General features: G+C 63.9%; 16 protein-coding genes and 1 pseudogene. 8 read left to right on the top strand and 9 right to left on the bottom strand.

Annotation, left to right across the window (positions count from 1 at the left end; translation table 11 throughout):
* Positions 1–178 precede the first annotated feature (178 nt).
* The 5 genes and pseudogenes from PSET11_RS02210 (at position 179) to PSET11_RS02190 (ending at position 3653) form a co-directional block, all read left to right on the top strand.
* Positions 179–1402 (top strand): annotated as a pseudogene (locus PSET11_RS02210) (sensor histidine kinase).
* Positions 1399–2022, top strand: a complete 624-nt coding sequence (locus PSET11_RS02205; RefSeq protein ID WP_124090300.1) for a response regulator — start codon at positions 1399–1401, stop codon at positions 2020–2022. The pseudogene PSET11_RS02210 and the gene PSET11_RS02205 overlap by 4 nt, the downstream one beginning before the upstream one ends.
* Positions 2023–2152: 130 nt before the next feature.
* Positions 2153–2356 (top strand): cold-shock protein, encoded by a 204-nt coding sequence (locus tag PSET11_RS02200; RefSeq protein WP_013599688.1) that lies wholly within the window; start codon positions 2153–2155, stop codon positions 2354–2356.
* Between the two features lie 145 nt (positions 2357–2501).
* Positions 2502–2840: a hypothetical protein gene (locus tag PSET11_RS02195; protein WP_124090298.1), complete on the top strand. Its 339-nt coding sequence runs from the start codon at positions 2502–2504 to the stop codon at positions 2838–2840.
* Positions 2841–2873: 33 nt separating this feature from the next.
* A complete protein-coding gene (locus PSET11_RS02190; protein ID WP_124090296.1) occupies positions 2874–3653 on the top strand; it encodes a MerR family transcriptional regulator in 780 nt (259 codons plus the stop codon).
* A 74-nt stretch (positions 3654–3727) separates the two neighbouring features.
* Here the strand turns inward: PSET11_RS02190 and PSET11_RS02185 are convergent, their stop codons facing one another.
* Both PSET11_RS02185 and PSET11_RS02180 read right to left on the bottom strand, forming a co-directional pair.
* Positions 3728–4390 carry a DedA family protein gene (locus PSET11_RS02185; RefSeq protein ID WP_203415883.1) on the bottom strand — a complete coding sequence of 221 codons (663 nt, stop codon included), beginning with the start codon at positions 4388–4390 and terminating at the stop codon, positions 3728–3730.
* 80 nt (positions 4391–4470) lie between these two features.
* On the bottom strand, positions 4471–5064 hold the full coding sequence (locus PSET11_RS02180; protein ID WP_124090292.1) for a helix-turn-helix domain-containing protein: 594 nt from the start codon (positions 5062–5064) through the stop codon (positions 4471–4473).
* A 67-nt stretch (positions 5065–5131) separates the two neighbouring features.
* Here PSET11_RS02180 and PSET11_RS02175 point away from each other — a divergent pair, with 67 nt between their 5' ends.
* Positions 5132–6175, top strand: coding sequence for an NAD(P)/FAD-dependent oxidoreductase (locus PSET11_RS02175; protein WP_124090290.1), 1044 nt, complete (start codon positions 5132–5134; stop codon positions 6173–6175).
* Here the strand turns inward: PSET11_RS02175 and PSET11_RS02170 are convergent.
* Both PSET11_RS02170 and PSET11_RS02165 read right to left on the bottom strand, forming a co-directional pair.
* On the bottom strand, positions 6162–6938 hold the full coding sequence (locus PSET11_RS02170; RefSeq protein ID WP_124090288.1) for an enoyl-CoA hydratase: 777 nt from the start codon (positions 6936–6938) through the stop codon (positions 6162–6164). The two genes, PSET11_RS02175 and PSET11_RS02170, sit on opposite strands and share 14 nt — an antisense overlap.
* 22 nt (positions 6939–6960) lie before the next feature.
* The gene (locus PSET11_RS02165; protein WP_124090286.1) at positions 6961–8079 is read right to left on the bottom strand and encodes an enoyl-CoA hydratase/isomerase family protein; all 1119 of its coding nucleotides are present in this window, start codon (positions 8077–8079) and stop codon (positions 6961–6963) included.
* Positions 8080–8191: 112 nt separating this feature from the next.
* On the opposite strand from PSET11_RS02165, the gene PSET11_RS02160 reads away from it, so the two are divergent.
* Positions 8192–8998, top strand: a complete 807-nt coding sequence (locus tag PSET11_RS02160; protein ID WP_124090284.1) for an exodeoxyribonuclease III — start codon at positions 8192–8194, stop codon at positions 8996–8998.
* A gap of 34 nt (positions 8999–9032) precedes the next feature.
* Positions 9033–9893 (top strand): DUF8083 family protein, encoded by an 861-nt coding sequence (locus PSET11_RS02155; protein WP_124090282.1) that lies wholly within the window; start codon positions 9033–9035, stop codon positions 9891–9893.
* Positions 9894–9913: 20 nt separating this feature from the next.
* Here PSET11_RS02155 and PSET11_RS02150 read toward each other — a convergent pair whose 3' ends face one another.
* From PSET11_RS02150 to PSET11_RS02130, 5 genes are all read right to left on the bottom strand, one after another.
* On the bottom strand, positions 9914–10981 hold the full coding sequence (locus PSET11_RS02150; protein WP_124090280.1) for a LacI family DNA-binding transcriptional regulator: 1068 nt from the start codon (positions 10979–10981) through the stop codon (positions 9914–9916).
* Between the two features lie 121 nt (positions 10982–11102).
* Entirely contained in the window at positions 11103–11354 is a 252-nt protein-coding gene (locus tag PSET11_RS02145) for a hypothetical protein (protein WP_124090278.1), read from the bottom strand.
* Positions 11351–12247, bottom strand: a complete 897-nt coding sequence (locus PSET11_RS02140; RefSeq protein ID WP_124090276.1) for a carbohydrate ABC transporter permease — start codon at positions 12245–12247, stop codon at positions 11351–11353. The genes PSET11_RS02145 and PSET11_RS02140 overlap by 4 nt, the downstream gene beginning before the upstream one ends.
* On the bottom strand, positions 12244–13284 hold the full coding sequence (locus tag PSET11_RS02135; protein ID WP_124090274.1) for a carbohydrate ABC transporter permease: 1041 nt from the start codon (positions 13282–13284) through the stop codon (positions 12244–12246). The genes PSET11_RS02140 and PSET11_RS02135 overlap by 4 nt, the downstream gene beginning before the upstream one ends.
* A gap of 7 nt (positions 13285–13291) precedes the next feature.
* Positions 13292–14575, bottom strand: a complete 1284-nt coding sequence (locus PSET11_RS02130) for an ABC transporter substrate-binding protein (RefSeq protein WP_124090272.1) — start codon at positions 14573–14575, stop codon at positions 13292–13294.
* Positions 14576–14797: the final 222 nt, after the last annotated feature.

Genomic DNA, 14797 nt, shown 5'->3' with positions numbered 1-14797 from the left:
GCCCTAGGGCGGTCCTGCATCGTGCTGGATTCCATCCTTCCGATCCCCGCGCGGCCTGCCATCGGGCCTTCGGCTGCATTCGGCTCCCACCAAGGGCCAGCCGAATCAGCCAAAAGGTGGAGAGACCCGCCGGCCTCGCGGACCTACCATGGGATGACGTCCAGGAGGCCGGAACCCCATGCACCCCCGAAGAACCATCAGCGCAGCGGCGCCGGATACGACGCATAGCGCGCGCCCGGCCAGGCAGCGAAGCACGCCCCGGCACTTGCTCGTCATGGGCCTGGATGCCGCCGTGCACCTTGGCTTCGGCGTACTCCTGGTGACGTCCGCGGTGCGATACCTCATGCGCCATAGTCCAGCGGACAACCTGCTGGTGCTGGGACTGGCCATTGCTGCCAGCCTGCTCTACGCCGTCGTGGCCTTCCTGACCGCAGGTGGCGGCGCCAGCAAGGTGTGGCTCTTCGCCTTGGTGGGCGTGTGGGCGGTCCTGGTCATTGTGGCGCCCAGCTTCGCCTAGTGCTCGTTTGCGCTGTTCTTCCTCTGCCAGCAGGCACTGACGGGAGCCACCGCCCTCGCTGCTGCCGGCGCGACGGCGGGCGCCACCGCCGTCGGCCTCTTCCGGCTTAGCGGCGGAACGGACATCGCCATGGTGTTGGGGCCGCTGGCGGTCGGCCTGATGCTGACGCTGATCCATCGCCGCATCCAGCACGACGCCGACGAGCAGGTACGCCTGCACGCTGAGGTTGCAGCGGCCCAGGCCGAGTTGGCAGCGAGTGAGCGCAGGGCGGGGACCACTGCCGAACGGGAACGGGTGGCCCGGGAAATTCACGACACCATCACGCAGGGACTCGCCAGCAGCATCCTCCTGTTGGAAGCCGCAGACCGGGAATGGCCTGCCCCCGCCGCGAAGGATGGTTTGCAGACGGCAAGCACCTTGCTCCGGATCAACCTCGCCGAGACGCGCAGCCTGGTCCACGAACTTGCTTCACCGGCTCTGGACGCTGCACCGCTGCAAACCGTGCTGCTGATGGCGGCCAGGAAGTATCTTCCCGGCGCCGAGTTGCTCGTCACCGGTTCGCCTCGAGCCGTCCCCACCGACATCCGCCACACCCTGCTCCGGGTGGTGCAGAGCGCCACCGCCAACACCGCCTTGCACGCCGCAGCAACAGTGGCCACTGTGACGCTGGGTTACCTGCCAGATCGGGTCACCTTGGATATTTACGACGACGGCACGGGCTTCGACCCCACCGCGGCCCGCCTGCCGTCAAGGGCAGGCGGTTACGGACTGCGGGCCATGCGCCAACGCGTGGAACAGCTCGGCGGCGACTTTTCGGTGGAGAGCAGCCCTGGCGAGGGCACCATCGTTGCCGCGCAGATCCCCACCTCGGGAAACCCCGAATGAAGATCGGGGTGCTGTTGGTCGATGACCACCTGGTGGTCCGCAGTGGCCTGCGGGCTTTACTGGGAACCCAACCGGACATCGAGGTGGTGGCCGAGGCTGCCTCCGGCGAGGAGGCCCTCCAGCTGGTGGCAGACTGCCGGCCCGACGTCGTCGTCATGGATCTGGCGATGGGCGCCGGGATGGACGGTATCGAAGCGATCCGCCAACTAAGGGCTGGGACCCCGAACCAGGCGATCCTGGTTTTCACCACCTACGATTCGGACGCGGACATTGTCAGGGCAGTGGACGCCGGCGCCATGGGCTACCTGCTCAAGGACGCGGTACCGGAGGAGATTTTCGCTGCGATTCGTGGGGCGGTACAGGGCAGGAGCGTGATGAGTCCACCCGTCGCCTCGCGGCTTTTCCAGCAACTGCGCAACCCGGAAGAGATCCTTACACCGCGGGAAGCCGAGCTGCTCAGCCTGCTCACGGAGGGGCTGAGCAACCGTGAGCTGGGCAAACGCCTTTTCATCTCCGAAGCCACCGTCAAAACTCACCTGGCCCACATTTACGCAAAGCTCGGAGTGGACACCAGGGCCGCCGCAATCGCCACCGCAATCCGCCGGGAAGGCATGCGTTGACGACACCGGGCGAAGTAAACCCTTGCAAGCAGGCCATTTGCCCCGTACGTTGGAATGGCGGGGGACGTTCTCCGCACGCTCCGGGCTGAAATCCGGGGAGATAATCAGAGTCACATGAAGGAATGCAGCCATGGCAACAGGCACAGTTAAATGGTTCAACGCCGAAAAGGGTTTTGGCTTCATTGCCCCCGATGACGGGTCCGCTGACGTTTTCGCACACTACTCGGCAATCGCCAGCAGCGGCTACCGCTCACTGGACGAGAACCAGAAGGTCGAATTCGACGTAACCCAGGGCCCCAAGGGCCCGCAGGCAGAGAATATCCGCCCGCTCTAAGACTTAGGTTCGCCCTGGCTTTAGCCAGGACAACCCGTCAGGCGGCTTCTCCAACTCAGGTTGGAGGGGCCGCTTCTTTGTTGTCCGGCGCCGCTCGCTTCGATTCCACGGCGATGCGGGCTCACGCGTTTGCCATAATCAGAGGATGACTGGCCAGCACCAGGAGTCCGAGCCTGATCCCGGCCCGGACCCGTGGGAGGAATTTGATGGGTTGGGTCCCGCCGCGCCCGACCGCGTCCCGGGTCAACCCGGCGGCGAACCGCACGGGTTTGGCTTCCGCACCGGCGTCCGCAGCAGATCGGTAGCTTTGGGATTCGCCATCTACACCTTGGCTTTGGGCACCGCACTGGTGTTGACTGGCTTCATCTTTTTCGCCGCCATGGGACAGTGGTGGCTGGCTGGGCTGATGGTCCTGATCGAGGCAACTTTCGTATTCTTCTTCACCCGTTTGGCCCGGCAGGCCCGGCGGCGCAGACGCTCTTGACCTTGACGTAACGTCAACTTGTAGGCTCGAATCATGGACGCACAGAGCCGCGACTGGCCCATCCAGGAGATCGCCCGATTGGCCGGCACTACCAGCCGGACCCTTCGCCACTACGACGATCTCGATCTGCTCAAGCCCAGTCGGATTGGAAGCAACGGCTACCGCTATTACGACGGCGGCGCCCTCCTTCAGTTGCAGCGGATACTCTTGCTGCGCGAACTGGGGTTGGGGTTGCCGGCCATTGCGGAGGTCTTTCGCAACCAGACCGACACCGTCACCGCGCTGGGCCGGCACCTGGAATGGCTAGGCCAGGAACAGGACCGGCTAGCCCGGCAAGTAACGTCCGTCCGGGAAACAATCGAGACAGTGAAATCAGGAGGCAACCCCATGGCTGAAAAAATGTTTGATGGCTTCGACCACACGCAGTACAAGGCGGAGGTCCAGGAGCGCTGGGGTAAAGAGGCGTATGCCACCAGCGATGCATGGTGGCGGGGCATGGGAGCAGGCGAGCGGGAGCAATGGAAGGCGAAGTCCCAGGCCTTGACCGACGGCTGGGCCCACGCTGCAGCTGAGGGCGTGGATCCCACCAGTCCGGAAGCGCAGTCCTTGGCCCGGCAACACGTTGAATGGCTGGAATCCATTCCCGGCACACCTGCCTCAGACTCCGGCGGCGACCTCAAGGGCTACGTCCTGGGCCTGGCGGATATGTATGTGGCAGATCCCCGTTTTGCCGCCAACTATGGCGGTGGGAATGGTGCGGCTTTTGTCAGGGCCGCGCTGGTCAATTACCTAGCGGACCCCGGGGACGCGTAGGAAACGGTGGGCTCTCCGGGGACGGCCGCCGCGGTGGGCTCGCACGTGCCGCGGGTGGGGCCCACTCCGGAGTTCTACACGCGGGCTGGGGCGCGCCGGAGCCGTCGCACAATGAGCAACGCGATGGTCACGGCGATGGCAGCGTAAACGGCATAGTTCAGGAATTTGGAGTACTGCTCAATGAGCTCGTACTGGGTTCCCAGCAGGTAACCCAGGCCGATCAGTGCGCCGTTCCACAACGCAGTCCCGGCCAGTGTGAAGAGGCTGAAGGTGGCCAGCGGCATGGCGGCCGCTCCGGCCGGGAGGGAGATGAGGCTGCGGACGCCAGGGATCAAGCGGCCAAAGAAAATAGAGGCCTTGCCGTGTCGGTTGAACCAGCCGGCAGCCTTCTCAAAGTCCTCGCCGTCCACCAGTGGCAGTTTGGACAACCAGCGGATGGCCCGCTCCAAGCCCAACTTGGCACCGAGCCAGTAGAGGAGGAGCGCACCCAGGTAGGCGCCCAGGGTGCTCGCCAGGAAGACCAGGCCAAAGTTGAGGGACCCTTGCCGGGACAGGTAGCCCGCCAGCGGCAGGATGACTTCGCTGGGGATGGGTGGGATGACGGTTTCAGCAAGCGTGAAAGCGCCTACTCCCCAGGCACCCAGGTTTTCAATGGCGCCGGCCGCGAATCCTACGATCCCACCCAGGCCCTCCGTGGCACTGCCAGAATCTGTCTGGCTGGCTGCCCCTGGTCCCATCGCCGCCGCTAGTGCCATCATGTTCCGTGCTCCCCATGGTTTGCTGTCCCGAGCCGAAACTCCTTCCGTACTTTTTTATCTCATTCGCCTGAATGAACGCTGGCAGGCTTGGTGCGCACGTGCATCCGCTCGCCTTGAGTTCCGAAGAGACTGAGGAACTCCACGGCCTTCCCGTTGGCCCGGCCAAACCAGTGCGGCACCCGGGTATCGAATTCCACCGCCTCGCCGGCGTCAAGGACATGGTCCTGGGCACCCAGGACCATGCGGAGCTTGCCGTTGAGGACGTACAGCCATTCGTAGCCTTCGTGGACTTGCGGGGTGGGCGCCGTCATCGGTCCGGCTGGCAGGATGTGCTTGTAGGCCTGGATCCCGCCGGGTTTCCTGGTTAACGGAATGATGGTCATGCCGTAGGCGTGGAGGGGTCGGAGATGAACGCGTGGGTCGCCAGTTTCCGGCGCACCCACCAGCTCATCCAGAGGCACCTGATGGGCTTTCGCCAAGGGCAGTAACAACTCCAGGTTGGGGCGGCGCTGCCCGGATTCGAGCCGCGACAGGGTACTCACCGAAATCCCGGTGGTGTCCGCGAGCGCCGACAGGGTGGTGTTGCGGCTCAGCCGCAGCGCCTTCAGTCGTGGGCCTACTGCTGCCAGGACGTCATCGAGTTCTTCTGCCATGTCCCCTAGTTTGCCATAACAGCAAATTAGATTGCCAAAAAGACATGACTCAAGAGATCCTGACGAGATGACAAATAACTCTCCTTTGTACGATGTCCTGATTGTGGGCGGCGGAGCGGCTGGCCTCAGCGCCGCGCAGATGCTAGGCCGCACCCGCCGCTCAGTGGCAGTGATCGATGGCGGCCAGCCCCGCAACGCTCCGGCGCACGCTGTCCACGGCTTCCTGTCTCGCGATGGTGCCAGCCCGGCCGAACTCTTGCGGGTAGGCCGGGAGGAGGCCGAACGCTACGGCGGCGCGATCGTCCCGGGCCAGGTGGTCAGCGCTACCGGTTCCCTGGCGGCAGGCTTTTCGGTAACGCTCGACGACGGCCGGCAGCTCAGGGGCCGCCGGCTCCTCATCGCGACGGGGCTGGTGGACGAACTGCCGGAGATTCCCGGGCTGCGGGACCGCTGGGGCAAGGACGTGCTGCACTGCCCGTTCTGCCATGGCTGGGAGGTCCAGGACCAGGCCATCGGCGTGCTGGGAAATGGCCCCTGGTCCATCCATCAAAGCTTGTTGTTCCGGCAGTGGAGCAGCAAGATCACCTTGTTCCTGAACGATCGGGTGACGCCTACAGAGACGGAACTGGAGCAGCTTGCGGCCCGTGGCGTCCGGGTGATCGCTGGACCTGTCACCGGCATTACCGTTGACCGCGATGCAGTGACGGGAGTTCTGGTCGGTGGGGTGGCCGAAGGACGCTCCCAACATCAAGGTGAGCAGGAGTCTGCAGCCAGCGATCTGGGCCCCGAGTCCGCCGTGCCGGTGCAGGCAGTGGTGGTGGGAGCCCGCGTCCATGCCCGGCTGGCAGCCTTCGAGGATCTCGGCCTCACGGCCGTTGAGCATCCCATGGGCATGGGCGACTACCTGGCCACCGATGCTGACGGGGCCACGGACGTGCCCGGCATCTGGGCAGCGGGAAACGTCACCAATCTCTCCGCCCAGGTGATGGCGTCCGCGGCGGCGGCGGCCTGGACCGCCGTCGTGATCAACAATTCGCTGATGGCCGACGAGATGGAAGCTGACCTCCGCGACTACCGGGAACGGAGCAGCGCAGCGCTTACCGGTGTTTGAAGTCGGGGTGGCGTTTTTCGGTGAACGCCACCATTCCTTCTTTCTGGTCTTCGGTGGCGAATAGGGAGTGGAAGAGCCTGCGCTCAAACACCACTCCTTGTGCCAAGCCAGACTCGAAGGCGGCGTTCACCGCTTCCTTGGCGGCCATGGCGACGGGCAGCGACTTCGCGGCGATGACGTCGGCGGCTTTGAGGGCTTCGGCCACCACGTCGTCGGCTGGCACTACCCGGGACACCAGTCCCAGCCGGTCAGCTTCCTCGGCGCCAATGAACCTCCCGGTGAGGATCATGTCCATGGCCTTGGCCTTGCCCACAGCCCGGGTGAGGCGCTGCGAGCCGCCCATGCCGGGGATCACGCCGAGGTTAATTTCGGGTTGGCCAAACTTGGCGTTGTCGCCGGCGATGATCAGATCGCACATCATGGCCAGCTCGCAGCCGCCGCCCAGGGCGAAGCCTGACACGGCGGCGATGGTGGGGATCCGCAGCCGGGTGAAGTCTTCCCAGCCGCGGAACCAGTCGGCCAGGTACATGTCCATGTAGCTCTGGCCAGCCATTTCCTTGATGTCCGCGCCGGCTGCGAAGGCCTTCCCGGACCCGGTGATCACCACGGCGCCGATGCCGGGATCAGCATCGAGTGCCGTCACCGCAGTCACGAGTTCGGTCATGGTGGCTTTATTGAGGGCATTCAGGGCAGTCGGTCGGTTGAGCGTGACCAAGCCGACTCGGCCGCGCTCTTCAAACAGGATGTTCTGGTAATCCGTCATGGTGGCTCCTGTGATGGTCGGGTCAGCTGTTCGTCGAACGGCTGGTTGCTGGCGGCGTCAGCTGAAGTTCGCGGTCGCCAAGGGGGGCAAAAAAGTCCGTCACCTGTTGTGCGCTCACGAGGTCCAGATCACCTGGTGTCCACCGGGGCGAGCGGTCCTTGTCGATGACCTGGGCCCTGATGCCCTCACGAAAATCGGGGGCGGCCAGGCACCGCAACCCCACCCGATACTCCTGCGCCAGCGCCTCCTCGAGCTGCAGGTGCCGGGCTTTTCGGAGCGATGCGAGCGTCACTTTCACGGCCGTGGGCGATTTTTGCTCGATGGAATCGGCTGCGGCGTGGGCGGCTTCCTGGTGGTCACCCTGATAACTGCGCAGGTTCCGCACGATTTCTGCTGCCTCGTCGCTGGCATAGCAGGAATCGATCCATGTCCGGGAACGGGCAAGAACCGAATCCGGCGCATGTTCACATAAACGCGCGACGGCGGACGCCGCGGCTTCGGTTTCCAAGGCACCCACCAGCTCGGGCAGTGTGGCCGAGGGGACAAAATGGTCGGCCAGGCCAAGGAACAAGGCGTCGCCAGCGTCGACGTGTGCCGCCGTCAGTGCAGCGTGTGTGCCCGCCTCTCCGGGAGCACGTGAGAGCAGGTGGGTGCCACCTACGTCAGGGACGAACCCGATGGTGGTCTCCGGCATGCCCAGCTTGGTCCGCTCGGTGACCACCCGGACCGAGCCGTGCGCCGAAACGCCAACGCCGCCGCCCAGCACCAACCCGTCCATGAGGGCAACGTAGGGCTTGGGGTAGGCGGCGATCACGGCGTTGAGCTGGTACTCCGTCCGCCAGAACTGCTCCGTGCGGCCACCCTCGGCGAGCATGTCGCGGTAGATCGCCACGATGTCACCGCCGGCGCATAACCCGCGCCCACCGGCGCCTTGTATGAGGACTGTTGCCACGCCGTCATCCGTGGCCCACTCGGTGAGCGTGGCCAGGAGCGTCTCCACCATGCCGGCGTTCAGTGCGTTGACGGCGCGCGGCCTGTTGAGCGTCAGTACCCCCAGCTGGCCGCGACGTTCCACCACGACCTCGGAGTCGGCGTCGTACTCGCCCTGCTCAGGCGCGTGGCGATCAATCGGTGCGGGCATCACGGGGATCCTTCCGGCAGGCTGTCATGCTTTGCGGGGTGGGCTTGGTTGCGAATATACCTGCCGGACCCCGCTTTACCCGGCGCCGCATCGCCACGGTAAGTTAGGGAGTGTGAAGATTGCTACCTGGAATGTGAATTCGCTCCGTGCCCGCGCCGACCGTGTGGAGGCGTGGCTGCAGCGCAGCGATTGCGATGTCCTGGCCATTCAGGAGACCAAATGCAAGGACGAAAACTTCCCGTGGGAGCTTTTCGAGCGGATGGGCTACGAGGTGGCGCATTTCGGCCTGAGCCAATGGAACGGTGTGGCGATCGCCTCCCGCGTGGGCCTCACGGATGTGGAGCGTACCTTCCCTGACCAGCCCACGTTTGGAAAAGCAGGCAAGGACCCTGTGCAGGAAGCGCGGGCCATTGCCGCCACCTGCGGGGGCGTCCGGATCTGGAGCCTGTACGTTCCCAACGGGCGCTCCCTCGACGACGAGCACATGCCGTACAAGATCAAGTGGCTGGAAAACCTCAAAACCCACGCCCAGGAGCTGGTGGCCGTCGATCCCGCCGCCCAGGTGGCGTTGATGGGCGACTGGAACATTGCGCCGTTGGACGAGGACGTCTGGGACATCGACCTGTTCGTCAACGGCGGCTACACCCACGTGAGCCCACCAGAGCGAGAAGCCTTCCACGCCTTTGAATCCGCCGGCTACACCGACGTGGTCCGGCCCTACACTCCCGGCCCTGGCGTCTACACCTACTGGGACTACACCCAGCTGCGTTTCCCCAAAAAGGAAGGCATGCGGATCGACTTTGCGCTGGCCTCCCCGGCCCTGGCAGCACGCGTCACGGGTGCCTCGATCGACCGTGAAGAACGCAAGGGCAAGGGCGCGTCGGACCACGCACCCGTCCTGGTGGACCTGGCGGACTAATGCAACCACCCCGGAACTTCGCAGGCAGGCCACAATGACGGGAAACCTCTACCGCGGGCAGTCCGGGCTGCCGTTTTCATCGACCCTGCGCATCTATGAACCGTTGAGCGCGTTCCCCGAGGACCAGCAGGACAGCATCAAAGCCGCCGGGGCCCGGGTAGCCTCGCGCGCCGCCGTCGAAAATGCCGAACTGATGGCATCGCTGGGACGGATCACCCGCCCTGGCGGCGACCCCTTCCCCACCGGAGCCACGGACACCGTGCGCGTCACCAGCACGACGCCAGAGGTCCCCGAGTCAACCACGCTGCTGTATTGCCCCAGCCAGCTGGTCCTGCGCGCCGGCCTCGCCGCGAATGCGTTGATGGAAGGCGTGCATGGCCAACTGGCCCAGCTGCTCATCCCGGAGCCGCAACGCGATGTGCACCAAGGCCGGATCGACAGGGCGAAAGCCCAGAACGGCACGGTGCGGGTCCACACCCGCGCAGCGACCTGGGGCATCCCTTTCAGCTGGTTCTCGCTGTTCATGGAATCTGACCACAAGGACGTGGTGGAGGCCGACGGGCGGATTGTTACTGTGCGGGTGTGGGCGTCCATCACCGACGCCTTGGACCGGGCGCGATACGCCGTGGCCAACCTGGCGCTTGCCGCCCCCGACCTCGACATGCTGGACGACCTGGCCCAGCTCACGACGTGGCTCGAAACGTTCCACGCGGAGTCGATGGTGGAATTGGACTACGGCGCCGTGGCGGACAAGGTCTACCCGGACGACTCCCCCCTGGACATCCGGTTAGGCATCGAGTGCCTTGCCGAAGGTGACATGACCGGCGCAGCGGCGGCCTATCGGCGGCTCGCCTCGCGGTGGGTCCCCATCCGGCAGTTGGCGCGCGCGTCCTAGCGTTCCCGGCTAGTCAGCCGCTAGTTCAGCCGCTGGCGGCCCGGTGGTGCTGCCGTGGTGCGGCGGATAATCAGCTCGTGCGGGGCGACGGCGGATTTCACCGATCCGAGATGGCCATCCAATTCGTCGAGCAGCATCTTCGTGGCAAGCTCGGCCTGCTCGTCCGGGCGTTGGCCCACGGTGGTGAGTCCAAGGGCTGCGGCGAACTCGTGGTTGTCGATGCCCACCACGGAGAGGTCCTCTGGAATCCGGACGCCGTGCAACGGCGCCTCGAACACCACGCCCATGGCCATCTCGTCTGACGCACAGAAAATGGCCGTTGGTTTGGGGCCGGGCTGGCTCCACAGCCGTCTGAATGCGGCCTGACCGCTGTGGAGCGTGAAGTCTCCCCATTCGTCCCATTCATCCTGCACGGCCAACTGGGCTGCGGCCATCACGTCCTTGAAAGCAAGGATCCGGACGCGGGGAACATCGAAGTTCAGGTCCGTTTCGTCGTCGCCATGGAGCAGAGCGATGTCTCGGTGCCCCAGGTCGATGAGGTGCTGGACCGCCGTCGAGGCCGCCGCGTAGTCATCGATGCCGATATACGCGCACTCCTCCACGTGGCCGCCCACCACCATCAGCGGAATGTCGATCTTCTGCAGATGGTCGAGTTCCTCCGGCGTGAGCGCCATACAGAGAACCAGCAGGGCGTCGATCTGCTTGTAGACCATGGTTTTGCTGAACAGGCGTTCCCGGTTGCTACCGTGCCCGCCCAGGTTGAACAGGGAGAGGTTGTACTGCCGGGCGTGCAACTCCCGGTCGGCCCCCTCAATGGCCTTGGAGAAGAACCATCGGCTCACGAACGGTGCAAGCACGCCAATGGTTTTGGTCCGTCCGGTGGCCAGCCCGGACGCCGAAGAGGAGGCTACATAGCCGAGATCGGCCGCCACTCCAAGAATTTTTTCCCTGGTAGCCGGGGAAACTTTCGGCAGCCCCCGCACTGCGCGGGAGACGGTTGCGGTCGACACCCCGGCGGCAGCAGCAACATCTTCAATACTGATGCCGCTGTGGCCACCGCGGAGGGATCTCTCTGTACCGCGTCCCATGGTCTACCTCGCCGCCTCCTTGAGCGCGAAAATCCCGCGCCAGCCCCCATATTTTCACGACGGCGTTGAACCGCCAGCCTCGCCGCAGGTTCATGACGAACCCGCGGCGAGGACCACCACGTCATCTGCGTTCCGGGAGCTTCTTCCGGATCCGCACCAAGCCAGCGAGGGCCAGGACGGTTGCCAGCAGGCCAAGGGCCCACCAGAGCCCCGACTGGTCCGTGACTTCGGCCCAGATGGTGACGACCACCAGCACCAGGGCCCAAAAGCCAAGGATGCCAATGAGGATGTCGAAGTCCTCGCCGGAGCGAGCCAGCCGACGGCCGTTTCCGGCTGGCCTCGACTTCCGCGATGGGTGGACGTTCTCCGTCACTTCACGGCGCCTGCCGTCAGGCCAGCCACAATCTTGCGCTGGAACACCAAGACCAGGATCACCAGCGGAATGGTGACGATGGTGCCTGCCGCCATGATGGCCGTGTAGGGGATCTGGTTGGGCTGCGCTCCTGCGAAGCTGGCGATTGCCACCGTGACCGGCTGCGTCGCATCGCTGGAGAGCTGACTGGCAATCAGGAATTCATTCCAGGAGGAGATGAAGGCCAGGATTGCCGTGGTGAAGATGGCCGGCGTGGCCAACGGCATAATGACCTTCCGGAACGCCTGGCCTTGCGTGCAGCCATCCACGCGGGCAGCTTCTTCAAGCTCCCACGGCATTTCGCGGAAGAATGAAGTCAGCGTGTAGACCGTCAGGGGCAGCACGAACGAGATGCTCGGGATGATCAGCGCTTGGTACGTGCCCATCCAGCCGATGTTGGTGAACAGCTGGAACAGCGGGGTGATGAGGGCTACGCCCGGGAACATCGAAGCGCCCAGGATGAAACCCAGAACCAGGAACTTGAAGCGGAAGTTCAGCCGAGCCAGTGCGTAAGCGGCAAAGACACCAATCAGCAGCGAAACGGCCGTAACCACCACACCGATGAAAATACTGTTCAGCAGTGCCTGGCCGAACCTGTTGCCGAACGAAGTATCGAAGGCGGTAGCAAAGTTGTCCAGCGTCACGTGCGTTGGCCACGGCGTGGTGTCGTAGGTGAAGCCCACGTCGCGGAACGCGGTCACCACCATCCAGTACGCCGGTGCCAGACACCAGATCAGGATGACGGCGGCGCTGACGTAGGTCCTGAATTGCGCCCACTTTTCCCTGTTCTGCGCCACCTTGCGGCCTGCGTCTTGGCGTGCCCGCAGAGCACTAGTGGCTGTGGTTGCGCTCATTTCTTCTTCCCCTTACTGGGAGCGCCGCTTTGCTCCACCACGTTAGCTCCCAGGAATCTGACGAAGATGAACGCCACCAGGAAGATGATCACAAAGGTAATTGTCGAGAGCGCCGCCGCCGCGTTGAACCCTTGTCTGATTTGGTTGATCACCAGGATGGACAACGTTGTGGTGTTGTTGGCGCCCTGGGTCAGGATGTACGGCAGGTCGAACATGCGCAAGGCGTCCAGGGTGCGGAAGAGGATAGCAACCATGAGCGCCGGCTTGACCAGCGGGAGCGTGATCAGCCGGAAACGCTGCCAGGTGGTGGTGCCGTCAACCTTTGCCGCTTCGTACACATCCGCCGGGATCATCTGCAGGCCGGCCAGGATGAGCAACGCCATGAACGGCGTGGTCTTCCACGTATCAGCAATAATCACCGCCCACTTCGCTGGCCACTCGCTGCCTGTCCAGAGGATGGAGACATTGAACAGGTTGTTGGCGATGCCTTCATAGTCGAAGATGAAGAGCCAGAGCTTGGCGGTCACAGCCGTGGGGATGGCCCACGGAACCAGGACAGCTGCACGGATCAGGCTGCGGCCCTTGAAGGTACGGGCCATGATGATGGCCATCCAGAAACCGAGCACCGTTTCTAGTGCCACTGTAACCACGGTGAAGAAGAAGGTGGTGCCAGTGGCTGTCCAGAACTGGCCACCCAGGGTGCCGGGAGGACAGGCAACGGATCCGCCATTCGGCGAGGCACACTGCTGCAATACCCAGTTCACGTAGTTCTGGAGACCAGCTGGGCCGCCGGGGGCGAAGAGCCCCGTTACAGGGTCCAGCCCTGCGTCCTTCTGGAACGACATGACGATGGCACTGATGATCGGGTAGACGATAACAATACCCAGTGCCACCACGGTGGGAGCCAGAAGCCAGGCAGCCCACCTGCCTTGGCTGGCGTTCTTCTTGTCTTCCCCCACGCCTTTGGGGCCCTGCTTGCCAGGGGTCCCGCCCGGCGCCAGCTTTGTTGCTGACGCCGGGCCTGCTTCGGTTGCCATGGTTAGGCTACGATCCCGCGCCAGCGGATTCGATGGAGGCCTGCATGTCAGCCAGCGCCTTCTCGGCGGTCTTGTCGCCCTTCAGCGCTGCGTAGGCATTCTCCTGGATGGCCTTGGTGACGGCCGGGTAGAACGGCGTGACCGGGCGTGGGACAGCGTTCTCGATCGAGGTCTTCAGGACCGGCAGGTACGGCAGCTTGGAGACCAGTGCCTGATCCTCATACAGGGCACCCAGCACCGGAGCCAGCGAACCCTGGGTGGCGAAGAACTTCTGCTGCTCTTCGGCCGTCAGGAACTTCACAAAATCCAGCGCGGTGGCCTTGTTTTTGGAGTAGACGCTGATGGCTGCACTGTGGCCGCCCAGTGAGGAGGCGCCGGGGCCGTCCTTGCCGGGGAGCGCAGTCATGCCCAGAACGTCCTTGACCTTGGACGATCCTTCAGTGCTGGCGAGGTTGTACACGTAAGGCCAGTTGCGCAGGAACAGCAGGTTGCCGTCCTGGAACGCCCGGCGGCTTTCCTCTTCCTGGTACGTAATAGCCTGTTCCGGGATGTTGCCATCCTTGAAAGCGGCAACCAGGTTCTCCAAGCCAGCCTTAGCCTCTGGCGTGTTCAGGTTGGGTTTGCCGTCCGAGTTCAGCACTGACCCACCAGCGGAGTTGATAGCCTCGGAGGCGTTGACCGTGAGGCCTTCGTACTGCTTGAACTGGCCGGAGTAGCAGTCAATGTTGTTGGTCTTGGCGATGGAACACATGCCCATCATTTCGTCCCACGTCTTGGGCGGGGTGGGAACCAGGTCCTTGCGGTAGTAGAGGATGCCACCGTCAGAGGACACCGGGGCCGCGTAGAGGGTGCCCTTGTACGAACCCGCCTCGACCGTGGGCTTGAGCATGGCTGAGGTGTCAACTGCCATGGTGTCCTTGAGCGGCTGCAACCAACCCTTGGCCGCGAACTCGGCCGTCCACACGACGTCCACGCTGGCAACGTCATAGTTGGCGTTCTTTGATTGATAGTTCTGCACCAGGTCATCGTGCTGCTGGTCAGCCGAATCGGTCTGTTCCTTGAACGTGACTTTCTCGTTCGGGTGGGCGGCATTCCACTTATCCACCAAGGGGCGGACAACGTTGCTGTTGTCCTTACCCTGGACGTAGGTAATGGGCCCGCGGCCCTCGAGGTTTGCTGCGGCGTCGCCGCCGCCACTGTCAGTGGTTCCGCCGCCGCCCGCACATGCGGAAAGGGTCAGGGCCAAGACGCCGACCGTGGCTACGGGAAGTAGGAATTTCGGAGTTTTCATCTGCTTGAGGCTCCTCGCTGAGTGACAAGAAATGTGCGGTTACTAAGGTGAGTTCTTGTGGTAACCATCACAGTAGCCAAGTGTCACACGAAAATGCAAGCGTTTACATTTAGAAAATGTAACGATGCGGGAACGGACCTGGCCGGCTGCGCGTTGAAAGCCGAACGCGCAGCCGAGCTGCCTCCCTCAACGGGGTAAATTACCGGATGAAGCGTGCAGGTG

Origin of the sequence: Arthrobacter ulcerisalmonis, assembly GCF_900609065.1 — a bacterium.
Lineage (GTDB): Bacteria > Actinomycetota > Actinomycetes > Actinomycetales > Micrococcaceae > Arthrobacter > Arthrobacter ulcerisalmonis.
The sequence above is the reverse complement of the archived record's forward strand: the minus strand, read 5'-3'. Positions and strand labels throughout refer to the sequence as shown.

Excerpts from the sequence above, each read along its gene's own strand:
- PSET11_RS02205 (WP_124090300.1), top strand. The coding sequence starts at position 1,399 with ATGAAGATCGGGGTGCTGTTGGTCGATGACCACCTGGTGGTCCGCAGT.
- PSET11_RS02200 (WP_013599688.1), top strand. The coding sequence starts at position 2,153 with ATGGCAACAGGCACAGTTAAATGGTTCAACGCCGAAAAGGGTTTTGGC.
- PSET11_RS02195 (WP_124090298.1), top strand. The coding sequence starts at position 2,502 with ATGACTGGCCAGCACCAGGAGTCCGAGCCTGATCCCGGCCCGGACCCG.
- PSET11_RS02190 (WP_124090296.1), top strand. The coding sequence starts at position 2,874 with ATGGACGCACAGAGCCGCGACTGGCCCATCCAGGAGATCGCCCGATTG.
- PSET11_RS02185 (WP_203415883.1), bottom strand. The coding sequence starts at position 4,390 with ATGGGACCAGGGGCAGCCAGCCAGACAGATTCTGGCAGTGCCACGGAG.
- PSET11_RS02180 (WP_124090292.1), bottom strand. The coding sequence starts at position 5,064 with ATGGCAGAAGAACTCGATGACGTCCTGGCAGCAGTAGGCCCACGACTG.
- PSET11_RS02175 (WP_124090290.1), top strand. The coding sequence starts at position 5,132 with ATGACAAATAACTCTCCTTTGTACGATGTCCTGATTGTGGGCGGCGGA.
- PSET11_RS02170 (WP_124090288.1), bottom strand. The coding sequence starts at position 6,938 with ATGACGGATTACCAGAACATCCTGTTTGAAGAGCGCGGCCGAGTCGGC.
- PSET11_RS02165 (WP_124090286.1), bottom strand. The coding sequence starts at position 8,079 with ATGCCCGCACCGATTGATCGCCACGCGCCTGAGCAGGGCGAGTACGAC.
- PSET11_RS02155 (WP_124090282.1), top strand. The coding sequence starts at position 9,033 with ATGACGGGAAACCTCTACCGCGGGCAGTCCGGGCTGCCGTTTTCATCG.
- PSET11_RS02150 (WP_124090280.1), bottom strand. The coding sequence starts at position 10,981 with ATGGGACGCGGTACAGAGAGATCCCTCCGCGGTGGCCACAGCGGCATC.
- PSET11_RS02140 (WP_124090276.1), bottom strand. The coding sequence starts at position 12,247 with ATGAGCGCAACCACAGCCACTAGTGCTCTGCGGGCACGCCAAGACGCA.
- PSET11_RS02135 (WP_124090274.1), bottom strand. The coding sequence starts at position 13,284 with ATGGCAACCGAAGCAGGCCCGGCGTCAGCAACAAAGCTGGCGCCGGGC.
- PSET11_RS02130 (WP_124090272.1), bottom strand. The coding sequence starts at position 14,575 with ATGAAAACTCCGAAATTCCTACTTCCCGTAGCCACGGTCGGCGTCTTG.